The 16,197-nt window shown below is 36.0% G+C and carries 12 protein-coding genes; 10 read left to right on the top strand and 2 right to left on the bottom strand.

Annotated features, from left to right (window positions below; all coding sequences use genetic code 11):
* The first annotated feature begins 1 nt into the window (after window position 1).
* From sufD to H7F21_RS02785, 8 genes are all read left to right on the top strand, one after another.
* The gene (sufD, locus tag H7F21_RS02820) at window positions 2-1,315 is read left to right on the top strand and encodes a Fe-S cluster assembly protein SufD (protein ID WP_185787711.1); all 1,314 of its coding nucleotides are present in this window, start codon (window positions 2-4) and stop codon (window positions 1,313-1,315) included.
* A 14-nt stretch (window positions 1,316-1,329) separates the two neighbouring features.
* Window positions 1,330-1,635, top strand: a complete 306-nt coding sequence (locus H7F21_RS02815) for a hypothetical protein (RefSeq protein WP_185787710.1) — start codon at window positions 1,330-1,332, stop codon at window positions 1,633-1,635.
* Between the two features lie 17 nt (window positions 1,636-1,652).
* Window positions 1,653-2,870 carry an aminotransferase class V-fold PLP-dependent enzyme gene (locus tag H7F21_RS02810; RefSeq protein ID WP_185787709.1) on the top strand — a complete coding sequence of 406 codons (1,218 nt, stop codon included), beginning with the start codon at window positions 1,653-1,655 and terminating at the stop codon, window positions 2,868-2,870.
* Between the two features lie 48 nt (window positions 2,871-2,918).
* Window positions 2,919-3,764: an META domain-containing protein gene (locus H7F21_RS02805; RefSeq protein ID WP_185787708.1), complete on the top strand. Its 846-nt coding sequence runs from the start codon at window positions 2,919-2,921 to the stop codon at window positions 3,762-3,764.
* Between the two features lie 33 nt (window positions 3,765-3,797).
* The gene (locus H7F21_RS02800) at window positions 3,798-4,220 is read left to right on the top strand and encodes a SufE family protein (protein ID WP_185787707.1); all 423 of its coding nucleotides are present in this window, start codon (window positions 3,798-3,800) and stop codon (window positions 4,218-4,220) included.
* Between the two features lies 1 nt (window position 4,221).
* Window positions 4,222-4,548: a DUF59 domain-containing protein gene (locus H7F21_RS02795; RefSeq protein WP_185787706.1), complete on the top strand. Its 327-nt coding sequence runs from the start codon at window positions 4,222-4,224 to the stop codon at window positions 4,546-4,548.
* Between the two features lies 1 nt (window position 4,549).
* Window positions 4,550-5,056, top strand: a complete 507-nt coding sequence (locus H7F21_RS02790; protein ID WP_185787705.1) for a DUF2480 family protein — start codon at window positions 4,550-4,552, stop codon at window positions 5,054-5,056.
* A gap of 131 nt (window positions 5,057-5,187) precedes the next feature.
* Complete coding sequence (locus H7F21_RS02785; protein ID WP_185787704.1) at window positions 5,188-6,096, top strand: DUF3078 domain-containing protein; 909 nt, start codon at window positions 5,188-5,190, stop codon at window positions 6,094-6,096.
* 51 nt (window positions 6,097-6,147) lie between these two features.
* Here H7F21_RS02785 and H7F21_RS02780 read toward each other — a convergent pair whose 3' ends face one another.
* Complete coding sequence (locus H7F21_RS02780; protein ID WP_185787703.1) at window positions 6,148-8,406, bottom strand: penicillin-binding protein 1A; 2,259 nt, start codon at window positions 8,404-8,406, stop codon at window positions 6,148-6,150.
* A 24-nt stretch (window positions 8,407-8,430) separates the two neighbouring features.
* Window positions 8,431-9,642, bottom strand: a complete 1,212-nt coding sequence (hflX, locus tag H7F21_RS02775) for a GTPase HflX (protein WP_185787702.1) — start codon at window positions 9,640-9,642, stop codon at window positions 8,431-8,433.
* A 71-nt stretch (window positions 9,643-9,713) separates the two neighbouring features.
* Between hflX and H7F21_RS02770 the strand changes: the two genes are divergently transcribed.
* Complete coding sequence (locus tag H7F21_RS02770) at window positions 9,714-10,676, top strand: endonuclease/exonuclease/phosphatase family protein (RefSeq protein WP_185787701.1); 963 nt, start codon at window positions 9,714-9,716, stop codon at window positions 10,674-10,676.
* Between the two features lie 212 nt (window positions 10,677-10,888).
* Complete coding sequence (locus tag H7F21_RS02765; protein WP_185787700.1) at window positions 10,889-16,189, top strand: fibronectin type III domain-containing protein; 5,301 nt, start codon at window positions 10,889-10,891, stop codon at window positions 16,187-16,189.
* Window positions 16,190-16,197 lie beyond the last annotated feature (8 nt).

Raw genomic sequence — 16,197 nt, 5'->3', positions numbered from 1 at the left:
AATGGAATTAAAAGAAAAATTAGTCTCTTCTTTCATGGCCTTTGAAAATATGGTCGACATAGATTCGCCTATCCATGATATAAGAACTGAAGCAATAAAGAATTTTGAAACTGAAGGCTTTCCATCAAAGCGACAAGAAGCTTGGAAGTATACCTCTTTAAATTCGGTTTTAAAGCACGACTACAGTGTGTTTCCAAAGCATGAAAAAGCATTGGAATACAGTGATGTAAAAAGATATTTTATCCATGAAATCGATACTTATAAAATCGTTTTTATTGATGGAAAATATTCGTCACATTTATCTCAAACCACACATGATGGTATTGATGTATGCCTAATGTCTGCAGCCTTATCCAAACCAAAATACAGACTAATTATTGAAAATTACTTCAATAAAATAGCTCCAAAAGATGGTTTATCCTCTTTAAATACAGCATTTTCAGCGGAAGGCGCTTACATTCATATTCCTAAAAATAAATTAGTTACAAAGCCAATTCAAATCGTGCATTTCTCTACAGGAAATGAAGCAGCTCTAATGGTACAGCCAAGAAATTTGGTTGTTGTTGACGAGAATTCACATGTTCAAATTATTGAGCGCCATCAAAGTTTAACAGATAATCCTGTATTAACCAATAGCGTTACTGAAATTTTTGCTAACAAACGTGCTATTGTAGATTACTATAAAATTCAGAATGATCGGGAATCCGCTTCTTTAATCGATAATACCTTTATCAATCAGAAACAGGAAAGTATTGCTAAAGTACATACATTTTCATTCGGTGGAAAATTGACTAGAAATAATTTAAATTTCTATCAAAACGGCGAACGTCTAGATTCTACAATGAAAGGCATTACCATTATTGGTAACAAACAGCATGTAGATCATAATACATTAGTACACCACATAGAGCCTAATTGTGAGAGTCACCAAGACTACAAAGGTATCTTTAACGATAGTGCCACTGGTGTTTTTAATGGAAAGGTTATTGTTGAAAAGGATGCACAAAAAACCAACGCATTTCAGGCCAACAACAATATTTTAATAAGCGATAAGGCTAGTATAAATACAAAACCTCAACTAGAGATTTTTGCAGATGATGTCAAATGTTCTCATGGTTGCACTATTGGTCAGCTAGACGAAAGCGCCATGTTTTATTTACGTTCACGTGGTATTCCAGAAAAGGAAGCTAGAGCTTTATTGATGTTTGCATTTAGCAATAATGTCCTAGGCTCGGTTAAAATTCCTGAAATTAAAAGTAGGATTACGAAGATTATCGCTAGTAAATTGGGCGTTAATATTGGGTTTGATTTGTAAATTGTTCTTAATAAATGACCAAAAAAGAGCATGAAATTTTAAATCACTTCTTGATTAAGACTTCAATGTGGATTCATCCCATTAATATGGAGACTATTGTTTCTTTTGTTCATGGTTTTGAAGCTGGAACCGGAAAAGAAACATTTACCTCAGAAATAAAAAGTTTACTTGAATCAAAACATGAAATTTTCGGATCAAATCAAGGATGGCCTAATCAGATTTTGATTTATTCTGAAAAGAAAAATATTGAGTGGTGTGAAGCATTTTTAGAAATTGGAATAACAATAATTGAACAGCTAAAAAGTAGTTTTAACTCATAAATAGAAAAGGAAAATTAATGACTTTAAATGTCCAAGATATAAGGAGAGACTTCCCTATACTTAATCGCAAGGTTAATGGAAAGCCGTTAATATATTTTGACAATGCGGCAACGTCGCAAACACCTCAACAGGTCATTGATGTTATTGTAGATTACTATTCAAACTACAACGCTAATATTCATAGAGGTGTCCACAGTCTAAGCCAAGAAGCCACTGACGCTTACGAGCAAGCTCGTCTTAAAATTCAAACACATTTTAATGCTAAACATTCGCACGAAATAATTTTCACTGCTGGAACAACTCATGGTATTAATTTAGTGGCAAATGGCTTTTCTTCCCTACTAAAAAAGGGCGATGAAGTCCTTGTTTCTGCACTAGAGCATCACAGTAATATTGTACCTTGGCAAATGCTTTGTGAAAGAACAGGCGCTACCTTGAAAGTGATTCCTATGAATCAAAATGGTGAATTAATACTTTCAGAATTTGATTCGCTTTTAAATGAAAATACCAAACTTGTTTTTGTTAACCATATATCCAACGCATTAGGAACTATTAATCCTATTGAATACATTATTGAAAAAGCCCACAGCGCAGGTGCTGCTGTTTTGGTTGATGGCGCACAGTCTTGTCCTCATTTAAAACCAGATGTGCAACAATTGGATGTTGATTTTTATGTCTGTTCAGCTCATAAAATATGTGGGCCAACTGGTGTTGGTATGCTCTATGGTAAAGAAGAATGGTTGAAAAAATTGCCCCCATATCAAGGTGGTGGCGAAATGATTGCAGAGGTCTCTTTTGAAAAAACAACTTATGCGAACTTACCCCATAAGTTTGAAGCTGGCACACCAAATGTTTGCGGTGGTATTGCTTTTGGAGCTGCCTTGGACTATATGAATACCATTGGGTTTGATAATATAGCCAAATATGAAAATACCCTTTTGGACTATGCTACAGAGCAACTATTACAAGTTGATGGACTAAAAATTTATGGTACTGCAAAAGAAAAAACATCTGTAATCTCATTTAATGTCGCCAATATTCATCCTTATGATATTGGGACGATATTAGATAAAATGGGCATTGCCGTCCGTACAGGGCATCATTGTGCCCAACCTATTATGGATTTTTATCAAATTCCCGGAACCATAAGAGCTTCTTTTATGTTTTATAATACTAAAGAGGAAATTGATACCTTTATCACTGCACTTAAAAAAGCAGTCATGATGCTATCTTAGTCTGTTTGGCACTATAAGTGCATCTTACTTTTTAAAACAGTAAACATTATGAAATTTTTAATAAGCCTATTCGCTATTGTAATGATGACCGAATCTTGTAACTCATCAAAGGCGTCAACATCTGTAGATGAATCACAAGAAAAAAGCAATACCATGCAAGACTTACTTTCAGGAGCATATACCCTTTCAGAGATTGAAAATATAGATAAATTACCAATGACTTTATCTATAAACTTTGATGCGTCCTCTAATAGGGTCTCGGGATTTTCTGGTTGTAATAGTTTTTTTGGAGATTATACAACTGATGGTAATACTATTTCATTTGGTCCCCTAGCGACTTCCAAAAAATACTGCCAAGACGCACAAAATAAAATTGAACGTCAGTTTTTAGATGTTTTGAGTAAGACCCGCACTTATAAGATTGAAGGGAATAGTATTTATCTCTCAAACGACGATGGGCAATTATTAAAAGCCAATAAGCAATTAGCGTCAAAACCTAGTAAAAGTGATATGGTTAAAGACAACTATAACAGAACACTAATTACATACCAGGCACAATCTAGAGGCATGTTCGAATTTGTTCAAATCTCTGAATCAGGTGTTAGAACATCTTCAGATAGAAATCTAAAGAGTTTTACAAACTATCGCTGCGACCCTAAGGATTGGGAGGCATTGAGTAACATGTTTCAGAATATTGATAATGATGAATTTCAAAAACTTGAGGCGCCAACTAATAAACGCTTGTATGATGGTGCTGCACATGCTACTTTATCCATTATTCGAGGTGATGTCGAAATAATGTCACCATCTTTTGATCATGGTGTACCTCCAAAAGAGATTGAAGAACTCGTTAATAAAGTGTTATCGATTAAGGAAAGTGTGTCTAAACAATAGCGTTTTTGTAACTTTGTTAAAAACAAATTAGGTATGACTATTGAAGAAATTCAAAATGATATAATAGACGAATTTTCAATGTTTGAAGATTGGGAAGAACGCTATCAATATATGATTGATTTAGGCAAAACATTGCCATTAATTGATGAAAAATTTAAAACGGAAGATCATATTATTAAAGGTTGTCAGAGTAAAGTATGGGTGCATGCAGATATGGAAGATGACAAGGTGAATTTTACAGCAGATAGTGATGCTATTATCACTAAGGGAATCATTGCTATTTTAATTAGAGTGTTTTCCAATCAACATCCAAAAGCTATTCTTGACGCAAATACAGATTTTATTGATGAGATCGGATTAAAAGAGCACCTATCACCTACAAGGGCCAATGGTCTTGTGAGTATGATAAAACAACTAAAGATGTATGCGATAGCATATCAAACACAATTGAATTAAGATGAGCGAAACGACAATAGACACAAACGTACTTGGAGATAAAATTGTAAGAGTATTAAAGACCATTTACGATCCAGAAATCCCTGTAGATATTTACGAACTAGGATTAATCTACGATGTATTTGTAAATGAAGACTACCAGGTTAAAATCTTAATGACCTTAACAACACCCAACTGTCCTGTTGCAGAAACACTGCCACTTGAAGTTGAAGAAAAAGTAAAGTCATTAAATGACGTTAAAGACGCAGAGGTGGAAATTACCTTTGATCCACCTTGGTCTCAAGATTTAATGAGTGAAGAAGCTAAATTAGAACTTGGTATGTTGTAAAATGGCAGAAGAAATAATTAACAGAGTTGCTAATAGTAAACTTAAGGTTATTGATCTTGAGGACTTTTATCCTGATGGCAAACGCATACTTTTTGATATCAAGGATTGGCTACTTGAGGGCTTAGTACTACGAGAAAAAGACTTTAGGCAACATGTTGCTCTGCATGATTGGTCACAATGCAATAATGCATTTGTTGCTCTGCATTGCTCGACCGATGCGATCGTACCAGATTGGGCTTATATGTTGATTTCCTTACAGCTTCAAGGCACATCAAAATTAACCGTTATTGGTTCATTAGACCATTTAGAATCCATTATTTATGCTGAAATAATTTCTGACATGGACGTCTCTGAATATAGCGATATGCCTGTGATTATTAAAGGTTGTTCCCATAAACCTGTACCAGCAAATGCCCTTGTATTACTATCCCAAAAACTTAAACCAGTTGCCAAATCTATAATGTTTGGTGAAGCTTGCTCTTCTGTTCCTTTGTATAAAAGAAAATAAATTGTGACTTTTTAGAGATTTTATTGTCAAAGAAGTATTGATTTCTTTGTAAGGGGTTATTTACTAGAAATCAATAAAAACTTATATTTGCAACTTAATAACAACTTAAGATTTATTAAAATTAATTGATTATGAACAAAAATTTAATTTTATCAGTATTCATGATGTTTGCCATTACTTTTGGTTTTGCGCAGACAAAAGAAGAACTAGAAGCCCAAAAAGCAGAGAAACAAGCTGAAGCTGATAAGTTTCAAGCTGAAGCCAATGCTTTACAAGCTCAAATTGATGCTTTACCTGGTTGGAGAGTAGGTGCTTTTGGTACTATTGGCGGTAGCTTATCTAACTTTAATAATTGGTATGCACAAGGTGTTCCAAATAACTCTTCAGGTAATATAGGCGTCACTTTTAATGCTTTTGCCAACAAGCTTGAAGACAAATACTTTTGGAGAAACTCATTAACCACAAATTTAGCATGGGTAAAGCTTGATAACAAGGATACTGACTTAGATAGTGACGATTTTGAGGCAACCACGGATGTTTTCAACCTTTCGTCATTGTATGGTTATAAGTTAAGTGACACATGGGCAGTATCTGCATTAGGTGAATACAGAACGACGTTATTAAATAACTTCAATGATCCAGGATATTTAGACTTAGGTATTGGTGCGACTTGGACACCAATTGAAAATCTAATTGTAGTTATACATCCATTAAACTACAACTTTGTATTTGCTGAAAATGATGCTGTTTTCGAATCTTCTGCAGGTGCTAAGATTGTAGCAGATTATACAAGACAGATTGGAGCCATTGCTTTTAAATCTAACTTCTCTACATTCCAAAGTTATAAGTCAAGTGATTTATCTAACTGGACATGGACCAACTCTTTTAGCTATACATTATGGAAAATGATTGGTGTTGGTTTTGATTTTGCTTTAAGAAGCAATCAACAAGAAGCTGCTAACTTCCAAGGCGTAGCATTAGAAGATGCAGATAACGATTTACAATCATACTATACAATTGGTTTAAGCTATAAGTTCTAAATAGAAGAACTCTTACAAATAAAAAAGCCTGTCATTATTGACAGGCTTTTTTTAATCAAACTTTTTCTTCTTGGTTTTCTTTTTAAACAAGCGTTTAAAGAAACCATCTCGTTTTGTGGGTTCACAATCTAGAGCCTTGATAACGTCTTCAGAAATGTCTTCAAACCTAGTACTAGTAAAAGCTCTATAAGCTTTGTCAGCGTTCAACTTTTGATAAAATTGAGCAAATATTGGCAATGCTGAATTGGCACCTTGTCCTAAACCTGTGGACTTAAAACCAATGGAGTTATTATCATTTCCTACCCAAGTTATCGTGACCAAATTTGGTGTAAGTGCTACAAACCATCCATCTTTGTTGTTTTGAGTTGTTCCTGTTTTTCCAGCAATGGGATTTTTTAACCCATAACTGTTTCGTAAACGGATTGCTGTACCACTATTTACAGTAGATTTCATCATCTCTAACATGACCTGTCTGGTATTATCGCTGTATGCTTTTTCTACTGAAATATTAGGTTTAAAATCTACAATGACATTACCATCTTTGTCTTCGATTTTAGTGATAATATAGGGTTTTACTGGTTTGCTATCGTTGACATAGCTGGCATAAGCGCCTGTAAGTTCCATGAGATTAATTTCTGAAACACCAAGTGCCAATGATGGTTTATTTGGCAGCTCATTGGTTATACCCAATTTTTGTACTTGCTCAATGGTATTGGGAATACCAACTTCTTCTAAAACCTTTACCGCAATAGTGTTAACGGAATTGCTTAAGGCATTTTCCAAAGTATAATTGATGTGCGGATCCTCTTCTTCACTTCCTGAATTACTCGGTGTCCAATCATCATAATTGGAATAAGTGACTTCTCTTAAAGAAAAATAGGTGCATGGGTCTAATCCGTTTTCAATGGCAGCTGTATATACAAAGGGTTTAAAGGTAGAGCCTACTTGACGTTCGCTTTGTGAGACATGATCATATTTAAAAAATCTGTAGTCTATTCCGCCAATATAGGTTTTTACCGCGCCTGTTTTTGGGTCTATGGACAACATGCCAGTATTGAGGAATTTTATGTAATGCTTCAGGCTATCTATAACTGAAATGTTTCTAACGGTATCTCCTTGCCAACTGAATAATTCCAGATTACGCTTTAGATTTAATGAATCCATAATTTGCGCATCCGATAAGCCTTTGTCTTTATAACGTTTCACTATGGACAATTTTTGAATTGCAGTTTTCAAAACTTTAGAATTATCATTCCAAGGTGCATTCTTACCAAAAGACGTTTCAAAGTTATTTTGCAGTTTTGTAAGATGCGCTTTCATCGCTTCTTCAGCATATTGCTGCATTTGGTAATCTAAGGTGGTATATACTACAAGTCCGTCTTTATACAAATTGTAATGATTACCTTCCGGAGTTTTTAAAGTATCTAAAATTGCCGTTAGTTGCTTTTTCGCGGCTTCCCTAAAATAAGGTGCCAGACCTAAATCATGATTGTAAGATTTGTAACTCAACTCTAACTTCTGCTTGCTAAAAAATTCCAGAGAATCCTTTGCTAAATAGCCATAGTTCACCATCTGTTGAAGCACTACGTTTCGTCTATCTTCGCTACGCTTTTGATGGACTCTAGGATTGTAATACGTGTTTGCTTTTAATGTTCCAACTAAGGTGGCAGCTTCATTTATAGTTAAATCGTTTACGGATTTATCAAAAAACTTTAACGAGGCGCTTTCTATACCATATGTATTATCAGAAAACGGAACTGTATTTAAGTAGAGTATCAAAATCTCTTCTTTGGAATAAATGTCTTCGATACGCTTGGCAATAATTGATTCTTTAAATTTATTAATGAGCATACTAAACATCGCATAATTTTTTCTACCATATAAATTCTTTGCCAGTTGAAGCGTAATAGTACTCCCTCCACCTGCACTTTTATCTTGAAGTATTAAGTTCTTTACAAAAACCCTGATAAGACTAATATTATCGACACCATTGTGCTTATAAAAACGACTATCCTCTGTGGCAACCAAAGCGTCGATTAAATGTTTAGGGAGATCTTCAAAATTTACCGGCTGTCTATCATAGATATAGTACTTACCTATTAACTTGCCCTTATGATCTAGAATCTGCGTGGCTTGCTCATGTTTTATAGAGCTTAAAGCTTCGGTTGTTGGTAGTTTTCCAAATACCCCTAAATAGACACTTATGTAAAGCCCTAGAAGAAATAATAAAACAGAACCCATTATCCATGATAACCCTTTTACCCACCTGTTCTTAAAGATTTTTCTGATCCAAATTTTGAATTGGGGCATATATGATTTCATTTAAAAGACACTTTATTCTATCTCTTCAACATCTGGATATAGAAAATGATTGTAAGGAAAACGAGTTACATGTATTTCTCTAACTTCTTTATAAATACGTTTTCTAAACTCATTTAGATTTTCCTTGTTCAATGCAGATATAAACAAAGCGTTATCTCCTAACTTAGCCATCCATGTTTTTTTCCATTCCTCAATGGTATAGTTAGCTTTAGTTTTTTCTACAATTAAATCATCTTCATCATAAGGCTCAGACTCATAAGCGTCAATTTTATTGAAGACCATTATGGTGGGTTTGCCCTTACTTTCTATCTCATCTAAAATCTGATTAACGGAATCAATGTGCTCTTCGAAATTAGAATGCGAAATATCTACAACATGAAGTAATAAGTCTGCTTCCCTCACCTCATCTAGCGTACTTTTAAATGACTCCACCAATTGCGTAGGTAACTTTCTTATAAAACCAACGGTATCGCTAACTAAAAATGGCAGATTACCGATAACCACTTTTCTAACTGTGGTATCTAGGGTAGCAAAGAGTTTGTTTTCTGCAAAGACTTCGCTTTTACTTATGACGTTCATTAATGTAGACTTACCAACATTGGTATATCCCACTAACGCCACTCGAACCAATTTACCACGATTACCACGCTGTACTGCCATTTGTTTATCAATGGCTTTAATTTTAGACTTTAATAAGGATATTTTATCCCTAACAATACGTCTATCTGTTTCTATTTCAGTTTCACCTGGGCCACGCATTCCAATACCACCTTTTTGTCGTTCAAGGTGGGTCCACATACCTTTCAATCTTGGTAATAAATATTCGCATTGTGCTAATTCTACTTGAGTCCTAGCATAGCTGGTTTGAGCACGCTGTGCGAATATATCAAGAATAAGATTGGTTCTATCCAAAATCTTACAATTGAGAATCTTACTAATATTTCGTTCTTGGGCTGGTGAGAGTTCATCATCAAAAATTACGGTGCCAATATCATTATCCTTAACAAAATGCATGACCTCGTCCATTTTACCGCTACCGATAAATGTTTTAGGATTAGGCATGTTCATTTTCTGCGTGAAGCGTTTTATAACCTCGCCACCTGCCGTGTAGGTTAAAAATTCTAACTCATCAAGATATTCCTTGGACTTTTCTTCATTTTGGTCCTGTGTTATAATACCAATGAGTACAACTCTTTCTAAAGCAATGTCTTTTTTTTCTATCATAAGTAAGTAAAGTACAAAGTTAAACAAATGTAGTGTTCTTAATACGCTTTAAAAATTCTATATTTATTGCCATGAATAATAATTCACAAGAGTATACTATTGCATTTTATAACATCGAAAATTTATTCGATTTTGAAAATGACCCAAACACAAACGATGATGATTTTTTACCGGTTTCCGCGAAAAGATGGACTCCAAAACGTTATGAAAACAAACTTAGAAAATTGGGGTCCGTTATTTCTAAAATAGGTGATGAAGCTACAGAACATGCACCTGTCATTATCGGGCTAGCTGAAGTTGAAAATAAAAAAGTCCTATCCGATTTAGTAAGAAGTAAAAATCTCATTGAAGAAGCTTACAGCTATGTACATTACGATTCGTCTGATGAGCGTGGGATTGACGTTGCCCTTCTTTATAAAGATGACCTATTTAAAGTTGAAAGTTCAGAGACCTTTTCTGTATATCTTCAAAATGATTCTGGTGAAAGGGATTATACTAGAGATGTTCTTTTGGTACAAGGAAGACTACATGAGGAAAAGCTCAACATTATTGTCAACCATTGGTCCTCTCGTCGTGAGGGTGAAAAAGAAACAGAGCACAAACGTATCTCAGCGGCAAATGTTGTGAATTCCATAATCAAAAGATTGAAAAAAGAAAATACTGACGCAAAAATTATTGTTATGGGCGACTTTAACGATAACCCAAATGATACTAGTATAAGGCTAATGGAAAAAGAAAGTGATTTATTTAACCCTTTTAAAACCGTTTGGTCCAGAGATAAAGGTAGTTTAAATCATGATTTTCAATGGAATCTATTTGATCAGATATTTTTCTCTGTTAACTTTTTTGATAAAAGAAATTCCAACCTGTCTTTTGACAAGGCTGATGTCTTTAATGATAAGATTTTGACCCAATATCATGGCAAGTATAAAGGGCAACCATTTAGAACCTATGTAGGAAAGAAATATAGGGGTGGTTACAGTGATCATTTTCCTGTATATATACAGCTAAAACATTCCGAGAATAACGTCTAAGTCATTTATCGATTAATACGGTAGTTAATCTATTATAACATTGTTAACATCTTGTTAATAGTCATTTTTTATATATTCGACTTGACTTAAAAAATTACGGCTAACCAACGTTATAAAAGTCAAAATAAAGCCCCATTTCATATTTAAAGATCAATTCTTTTGTAACCAACGTGTTACGAGGGATTTAATAATTTCTAACAAACCGATTAATAATGAAAAAGATTACTCTATTTTTTATCATGCTTGGGTTCTTTCTAACTGCCAGTGCTCAATATGATTTTAATTCAATAGTAGGCCCAACAAATGTGGCATCAGGATCACCTGTTACTATTAATTTAAATGATGCAGCCAACACTGTAAGTGTACCAGCATCCTCAACAGGTACTTATGATTCATTTTCAATAACTGTTGACTGGACTGCAGGTGGGGGAAACCCATGGTCAGTGGAAGCCGATCTCACATTTACAACAACTGCTGGATCTATTACAATTGATCCTCCTACTACAGGTGGAGCAAATAGTGGTGCTGCTACAACGCTAACTTTTACGGGTGACTTGGCTGGATTATATGATCCTACTAGTGATGGATATATCGATTTAGTTTTAAATCAGAGTTTTGGTGGATCTAATGCAGACTGGGCAAATATTGTAGTAACCCTTTTTGAAACCCCTACATGTATAGCACCTACTGGAATGACGGTTTCTGGGGTAACAGCAACAGCAGCAACATTAGATTGGACAGCGGGAGATTCTGAAACTGCTTGGGTAATAGAATATAATACAGGTGCTGATTTTACGCCAGGAAATGGTGAAGAAGAAGCTTCTATTTCACCTACAACAACACCAAACACAGCCTTGAGTAGTTTGACACCTGCTTCAAATTATTTTTTATATTATCAGGCAGATTGCGGTGGAGGTGATTTTAGTACATGGGTAGGGCCAATTCTTTTTTCTACAGAATGTGTAACATTCACAGCACCATATACAGAAGATTTTGAGAACGCTGGAGCAATTCCTCTCTGTTGGTCCATGGATGGTGGCGAAGATTGGTTTTTTGATGATGACGCCGCAGGTACACATGTTGGCGATGATGGTACAATCTCAGGAAGTACAGCATCGAATAACTTTTTTGCTTGGGCAGATGCTTCTGGAGAAGAAGGTGTAAGAACTCTAACTAGTCCTTTAGTTGATGTTTCTGGCCTAACAGTGCCAGCGCTTTCATTCTATTTAATAAGTGACAATGAAAGCAATTCAAACAACAATTTGGATGTAGAAGTTTGGGATGGTGCTGCTTGGAATAACATGGCTACTTATAATACCAATACTGGAGGATGGACTTTAATTGTTATAGATATAAGTACTCTAACTATTACTGGAGATGTGCAAGCGCGTTTTGTATTTTCTGAAAATGTTCCAGGTGATTTTTATGATGATATCGCTATCGATGATGTTACTTTCGATGAGGCGCCATCTTGCTTCAACCCTTCTCAATTAATGGCAAATGCGATCACCTCTAATAGTGCAGAATTGAGCTGGTCTCAAGACGGTTCTGTGTCATCTTGGAATATAGAGTTAGTGACATCAGGGACAGCGCCAAGTGGGACTCCTACTGCCAGTGGTGTGTCTAATCCATATACAGCTTCAAGTTTAACCGCTGTAACACAATATGATTATTATGTTCAAGCAGATTGTGGTGGCGGTTTAAGTGGTTGGACAGGGCCTTTTACTTTTGAAACACTATGTGATGTCTTTACACCAGACTATATAGAACAATTTAGTACTATTATTCCAGATTGTTGGGATGAGGCCGATAATGGCGATGCCACAACTGGACCTCTTGAGTTAGGTGGAAGTTCTTGGGTGCCAGATGAATTCTTAAACATAGGTACCGGAGATGGTGCTTATAAAATAAACTTATGGCTAGCCGCAAAAAGTGATTGGCTTCTTTCTCCTCAGTTTGATTTAACTGGTGGGCCTTTCCAAGTGGAATTTGATTTTGGTATTATGGAATTTGCAAGTTCTACAGTTGCGGGCACATTAGGGTCTGATGATTTTGTACAGCTTTTAATTACAAATGATAATGGAGTTACATGGACGCCACTATTAACTTACGATAATACTTCAGTGGTATCACCAACCGGTGAGCACCCAGTTATAACACTAGAAGCCTATGCTGGACAAACTGTTCAGTTTGGTATCCTAGGTTCTGAAGGTACAGTAGATGACCCACAGGATAATGATATTTTTGTTGATAATTTTAGAGTTAGAGGCATCCCAACTTGTCCAGAACCAACAGATCTTACGGCAAATAATTTAAGTTTAACGTCTACTGAAGTCGGATGGACCGAAACAGGATCATCGAACGAATGGAATATTGAATATGGTTTGGCTGGATTCGCACTAGGCACTGGGACTGTAGCTACAGGCGTAACAACTAATCCTTTTACCTTAGATAATTTAACATCTGATACCGAATACGAGTTCTACGTTCAAGCAGTATGTGGTGCTTCAGACTTGAGTTCATTCTCGGGACCTTTCCAATTCTTTACAGGCTATTGTGAGTCCATCCCATCAAGTAACGACGGAACAGGCGTTGAAAATACGACGATAGAAGGCATAGATTTTCCAAGCCCAGGTGATGTTACTTATGAAAATCAAACATCTCCTGTAATTGATGTTTTTCCTGGAGTGAATACTAGTGTGGCGATTACATTCGCTACAGGTTTTACTTATGGTACAAATATTTGGATAGATTTTGATAACAACTTAGTATTCGATGCTTCGGAACTTGTCTTTTCAGGAGAGTCTACAGCCGACAACCCAACAACTTTGGACGCGTCATTTGTAATGCCCGTGACTGCTACTCCTGGTGAGCATAGAATGCGCATTGGAACAGCTGATGGTGGTCAAGCCACTCCTAACCCCTGCTATAATGGTGCCTTTGGGGTAACTTTAGATTTTACTGTGAATGTTGGCGTCTTACCTTGTATACTCCCTGAAGCAAGTTTTAATATAGTAGACGATTGTGATAATCAGCAATTTTTTATTGATGTTGATATTACAAGTTTGGGAGATGCAACCTCTTTGGAAGTATCCAACGATTTTGACACTTCGACATTACAAGTTACAGCTGCAGGTATGATACAGGTTGGTCCTTTCCCATCTGCAAGTACAGTTAGCGTTTCTGTTGCCAATGAACAAGAAAGCTTGTGTACGATTGTTAGCCCTCAGTTACAGTTTATATGTCCTCCAGATAATGATACACCTTGCGAGGCTAATGTTGCTGTTGTAAATAATGATATACTATGCGAGGTTAGTACTACAGGTTCGATATTTGGTGCAGCGCCATCTGGAGTCACTGATCCGTCTTGTGGTGGTATAGCAAATGATGATGTGTGGTTCCAATTTGTGGCACAAAGTGATTCGCATTTAATTTCACTTGCTAACGTTGCAGGAAGCTCAGCAACCGATATTAATCATTCCGTGTATTCTGGTACATGTGATAACTTAACTGAAATTGCTTGTGTTGACGGCTTTGCAGAATGGTCTAGTGTAGCATCTTCACTTACAATTGGTGAAACCTATTTTATAAGAGTATATTCTGGTGATGCAGATCCGGAGGATACAACATTTGATCTTTGTATTACGCCTTATGTGGCACCTGTAAATATAACATGTGATACTGCGGCAAATTTCTGTAGTGGAAGTGACGCTACTGATATATTATATACGTATAATACAATCAATGTCCTACCTGGTGACGGACAGATAGATTGTTTATTCACGACGCCCAATCCGACATTTAGTACACTAGAAATAGGGACAACAGGAGATATTCTTCTGGAGATTGTACAAAATTCTGCTTTTGATAGCAATGATAATCCTATAGGCTCAGAATTGGATGTAGACTTTTTACTATGGGGACCTTACGCACCAGGTGATGATCTATGTGCCTTGGCATCTGTAGTAGATTGTAGTTATTCGGCCGCAGCCGTTGAAGATGTAACACTGCTTGGTGCACAACAAGGAGAACTTTATTTATTATTGATCACTAATTTTGACCAAGATGCTGGAATAATCCAGGTTAGACAAACTAATCTTGGTGATACTAGTGCTGGTAGCACAATAGCCGATATTGATGCACAAATCACAAGTCAAGAAGTTTTCATTGATCCAAGCAATGATCCTCTGGAAACTGATGAAGTATCCGTATGTGGTTTCCCTTCTGTAACTATCGAAACGGATTCTCCTTTTGCAGATACTTTCATTTGGTTTAATAATGATGTTGAAATATCTGGTGAAACAGCAGCAGCACTTACAATCACTGAGTCTGGAGTTTACAGGGTTCAAGCTTTTGACTCACAATGTAATGCCACTGCAGACTCTCAGACGGTTATAGTTAACCTTTATGATGATCCTGGGACCTTAGGAGACCAGACATTAGAAGCGTGCGATGGTCCTGTGGCCGATGGTTCTGGAGATTTTGATTTAGATGCGCTTACAACGTCGTTAGGGTTTAGCTCTGATTTTACGGTAAGCTATTACACTAACATGTCTGACGCGAATCAAGCAATAAATCCCGTGTCGACTCCATATCCATCTTCAGGTGAAACACTTATCATTAGAGTTGAAGATACAGATGCTGCCAACGATGGTTTCTTAGGTTGTAGACAACTAGCTCAGCTAGAATTGATGGTTAATCCTGTTCCAACAATTAATCAGCCTATGGATTTTGTAGTATGTGATGATTTAGATGGTACTGTCGATGGTATTACCGAGTTTGATCTTACATCAATCGATAGTGAAGTAAGTACAGATCCGAATATCACTGTTACATACCACACTTCGCAAGAGAACGCTGATAGTGGAGATTCTCCAATTACTAATACTAGTAACTATTCAAGTAGTGGCGAAACTATATTTGTTAGAGCTGTTGATATTACAACTGGCTGTCATAATACGACGTCTTTTAACTTAGAAATCAATATTGTACCATTAGCAACTTTTGATGTTGATCAATTTGATTTCGTTGTTTGTCCTAATGCTACAGTACCTGTGAGTATTGGTATTATACCAACAAACTTTACAGCAACAAATGCGACAGTCACTTGGTTGTTAGATGGTGTTCCTATTTCTGGTTCTAGTGGCCTAACATTAGATACCGTTTTAGTCGGTGGCGACTACTCTGCGGAAATTACCTTTAATGATTCTGGTTGTGGAAATACAATAACTACACAAGTAATAGAACTTGAGTCCTGCGAATTCCCACAAGGTATTTCACCTGGCGTTTCTCCTGGACAGAATGATACGTTTGACTTAAGAAGCTTTGGCGTTGTTAAACTTGAAATATTTAACAGAAATGGCGTTTTGGTATATTCAAAAAGGAATTACACTAATGAATGGGAGGGACAAACCAATGACGGTGAAGAACTGCCTGTAGGTACATATTTCTACACCGTAATTTATGAAGGTGGTGCGAAGAAACGTAGTTCTTGGGTATATATAAATAGATAATCAACTAA

The sequence above is a fragment of the Winogradskyella flava genome, assembly GCF_014243395.1.
Classification (GTDB): domain Bacteria; phylum Bacteroidota; class Bacteroidia; order Flavobacteriales; family Flavobacteriaceae; genus Winogradskyella; species Winogradskyella flava.
This window is presented reverse-complemented; position numbering and strand designations above follow the sequence as displayed.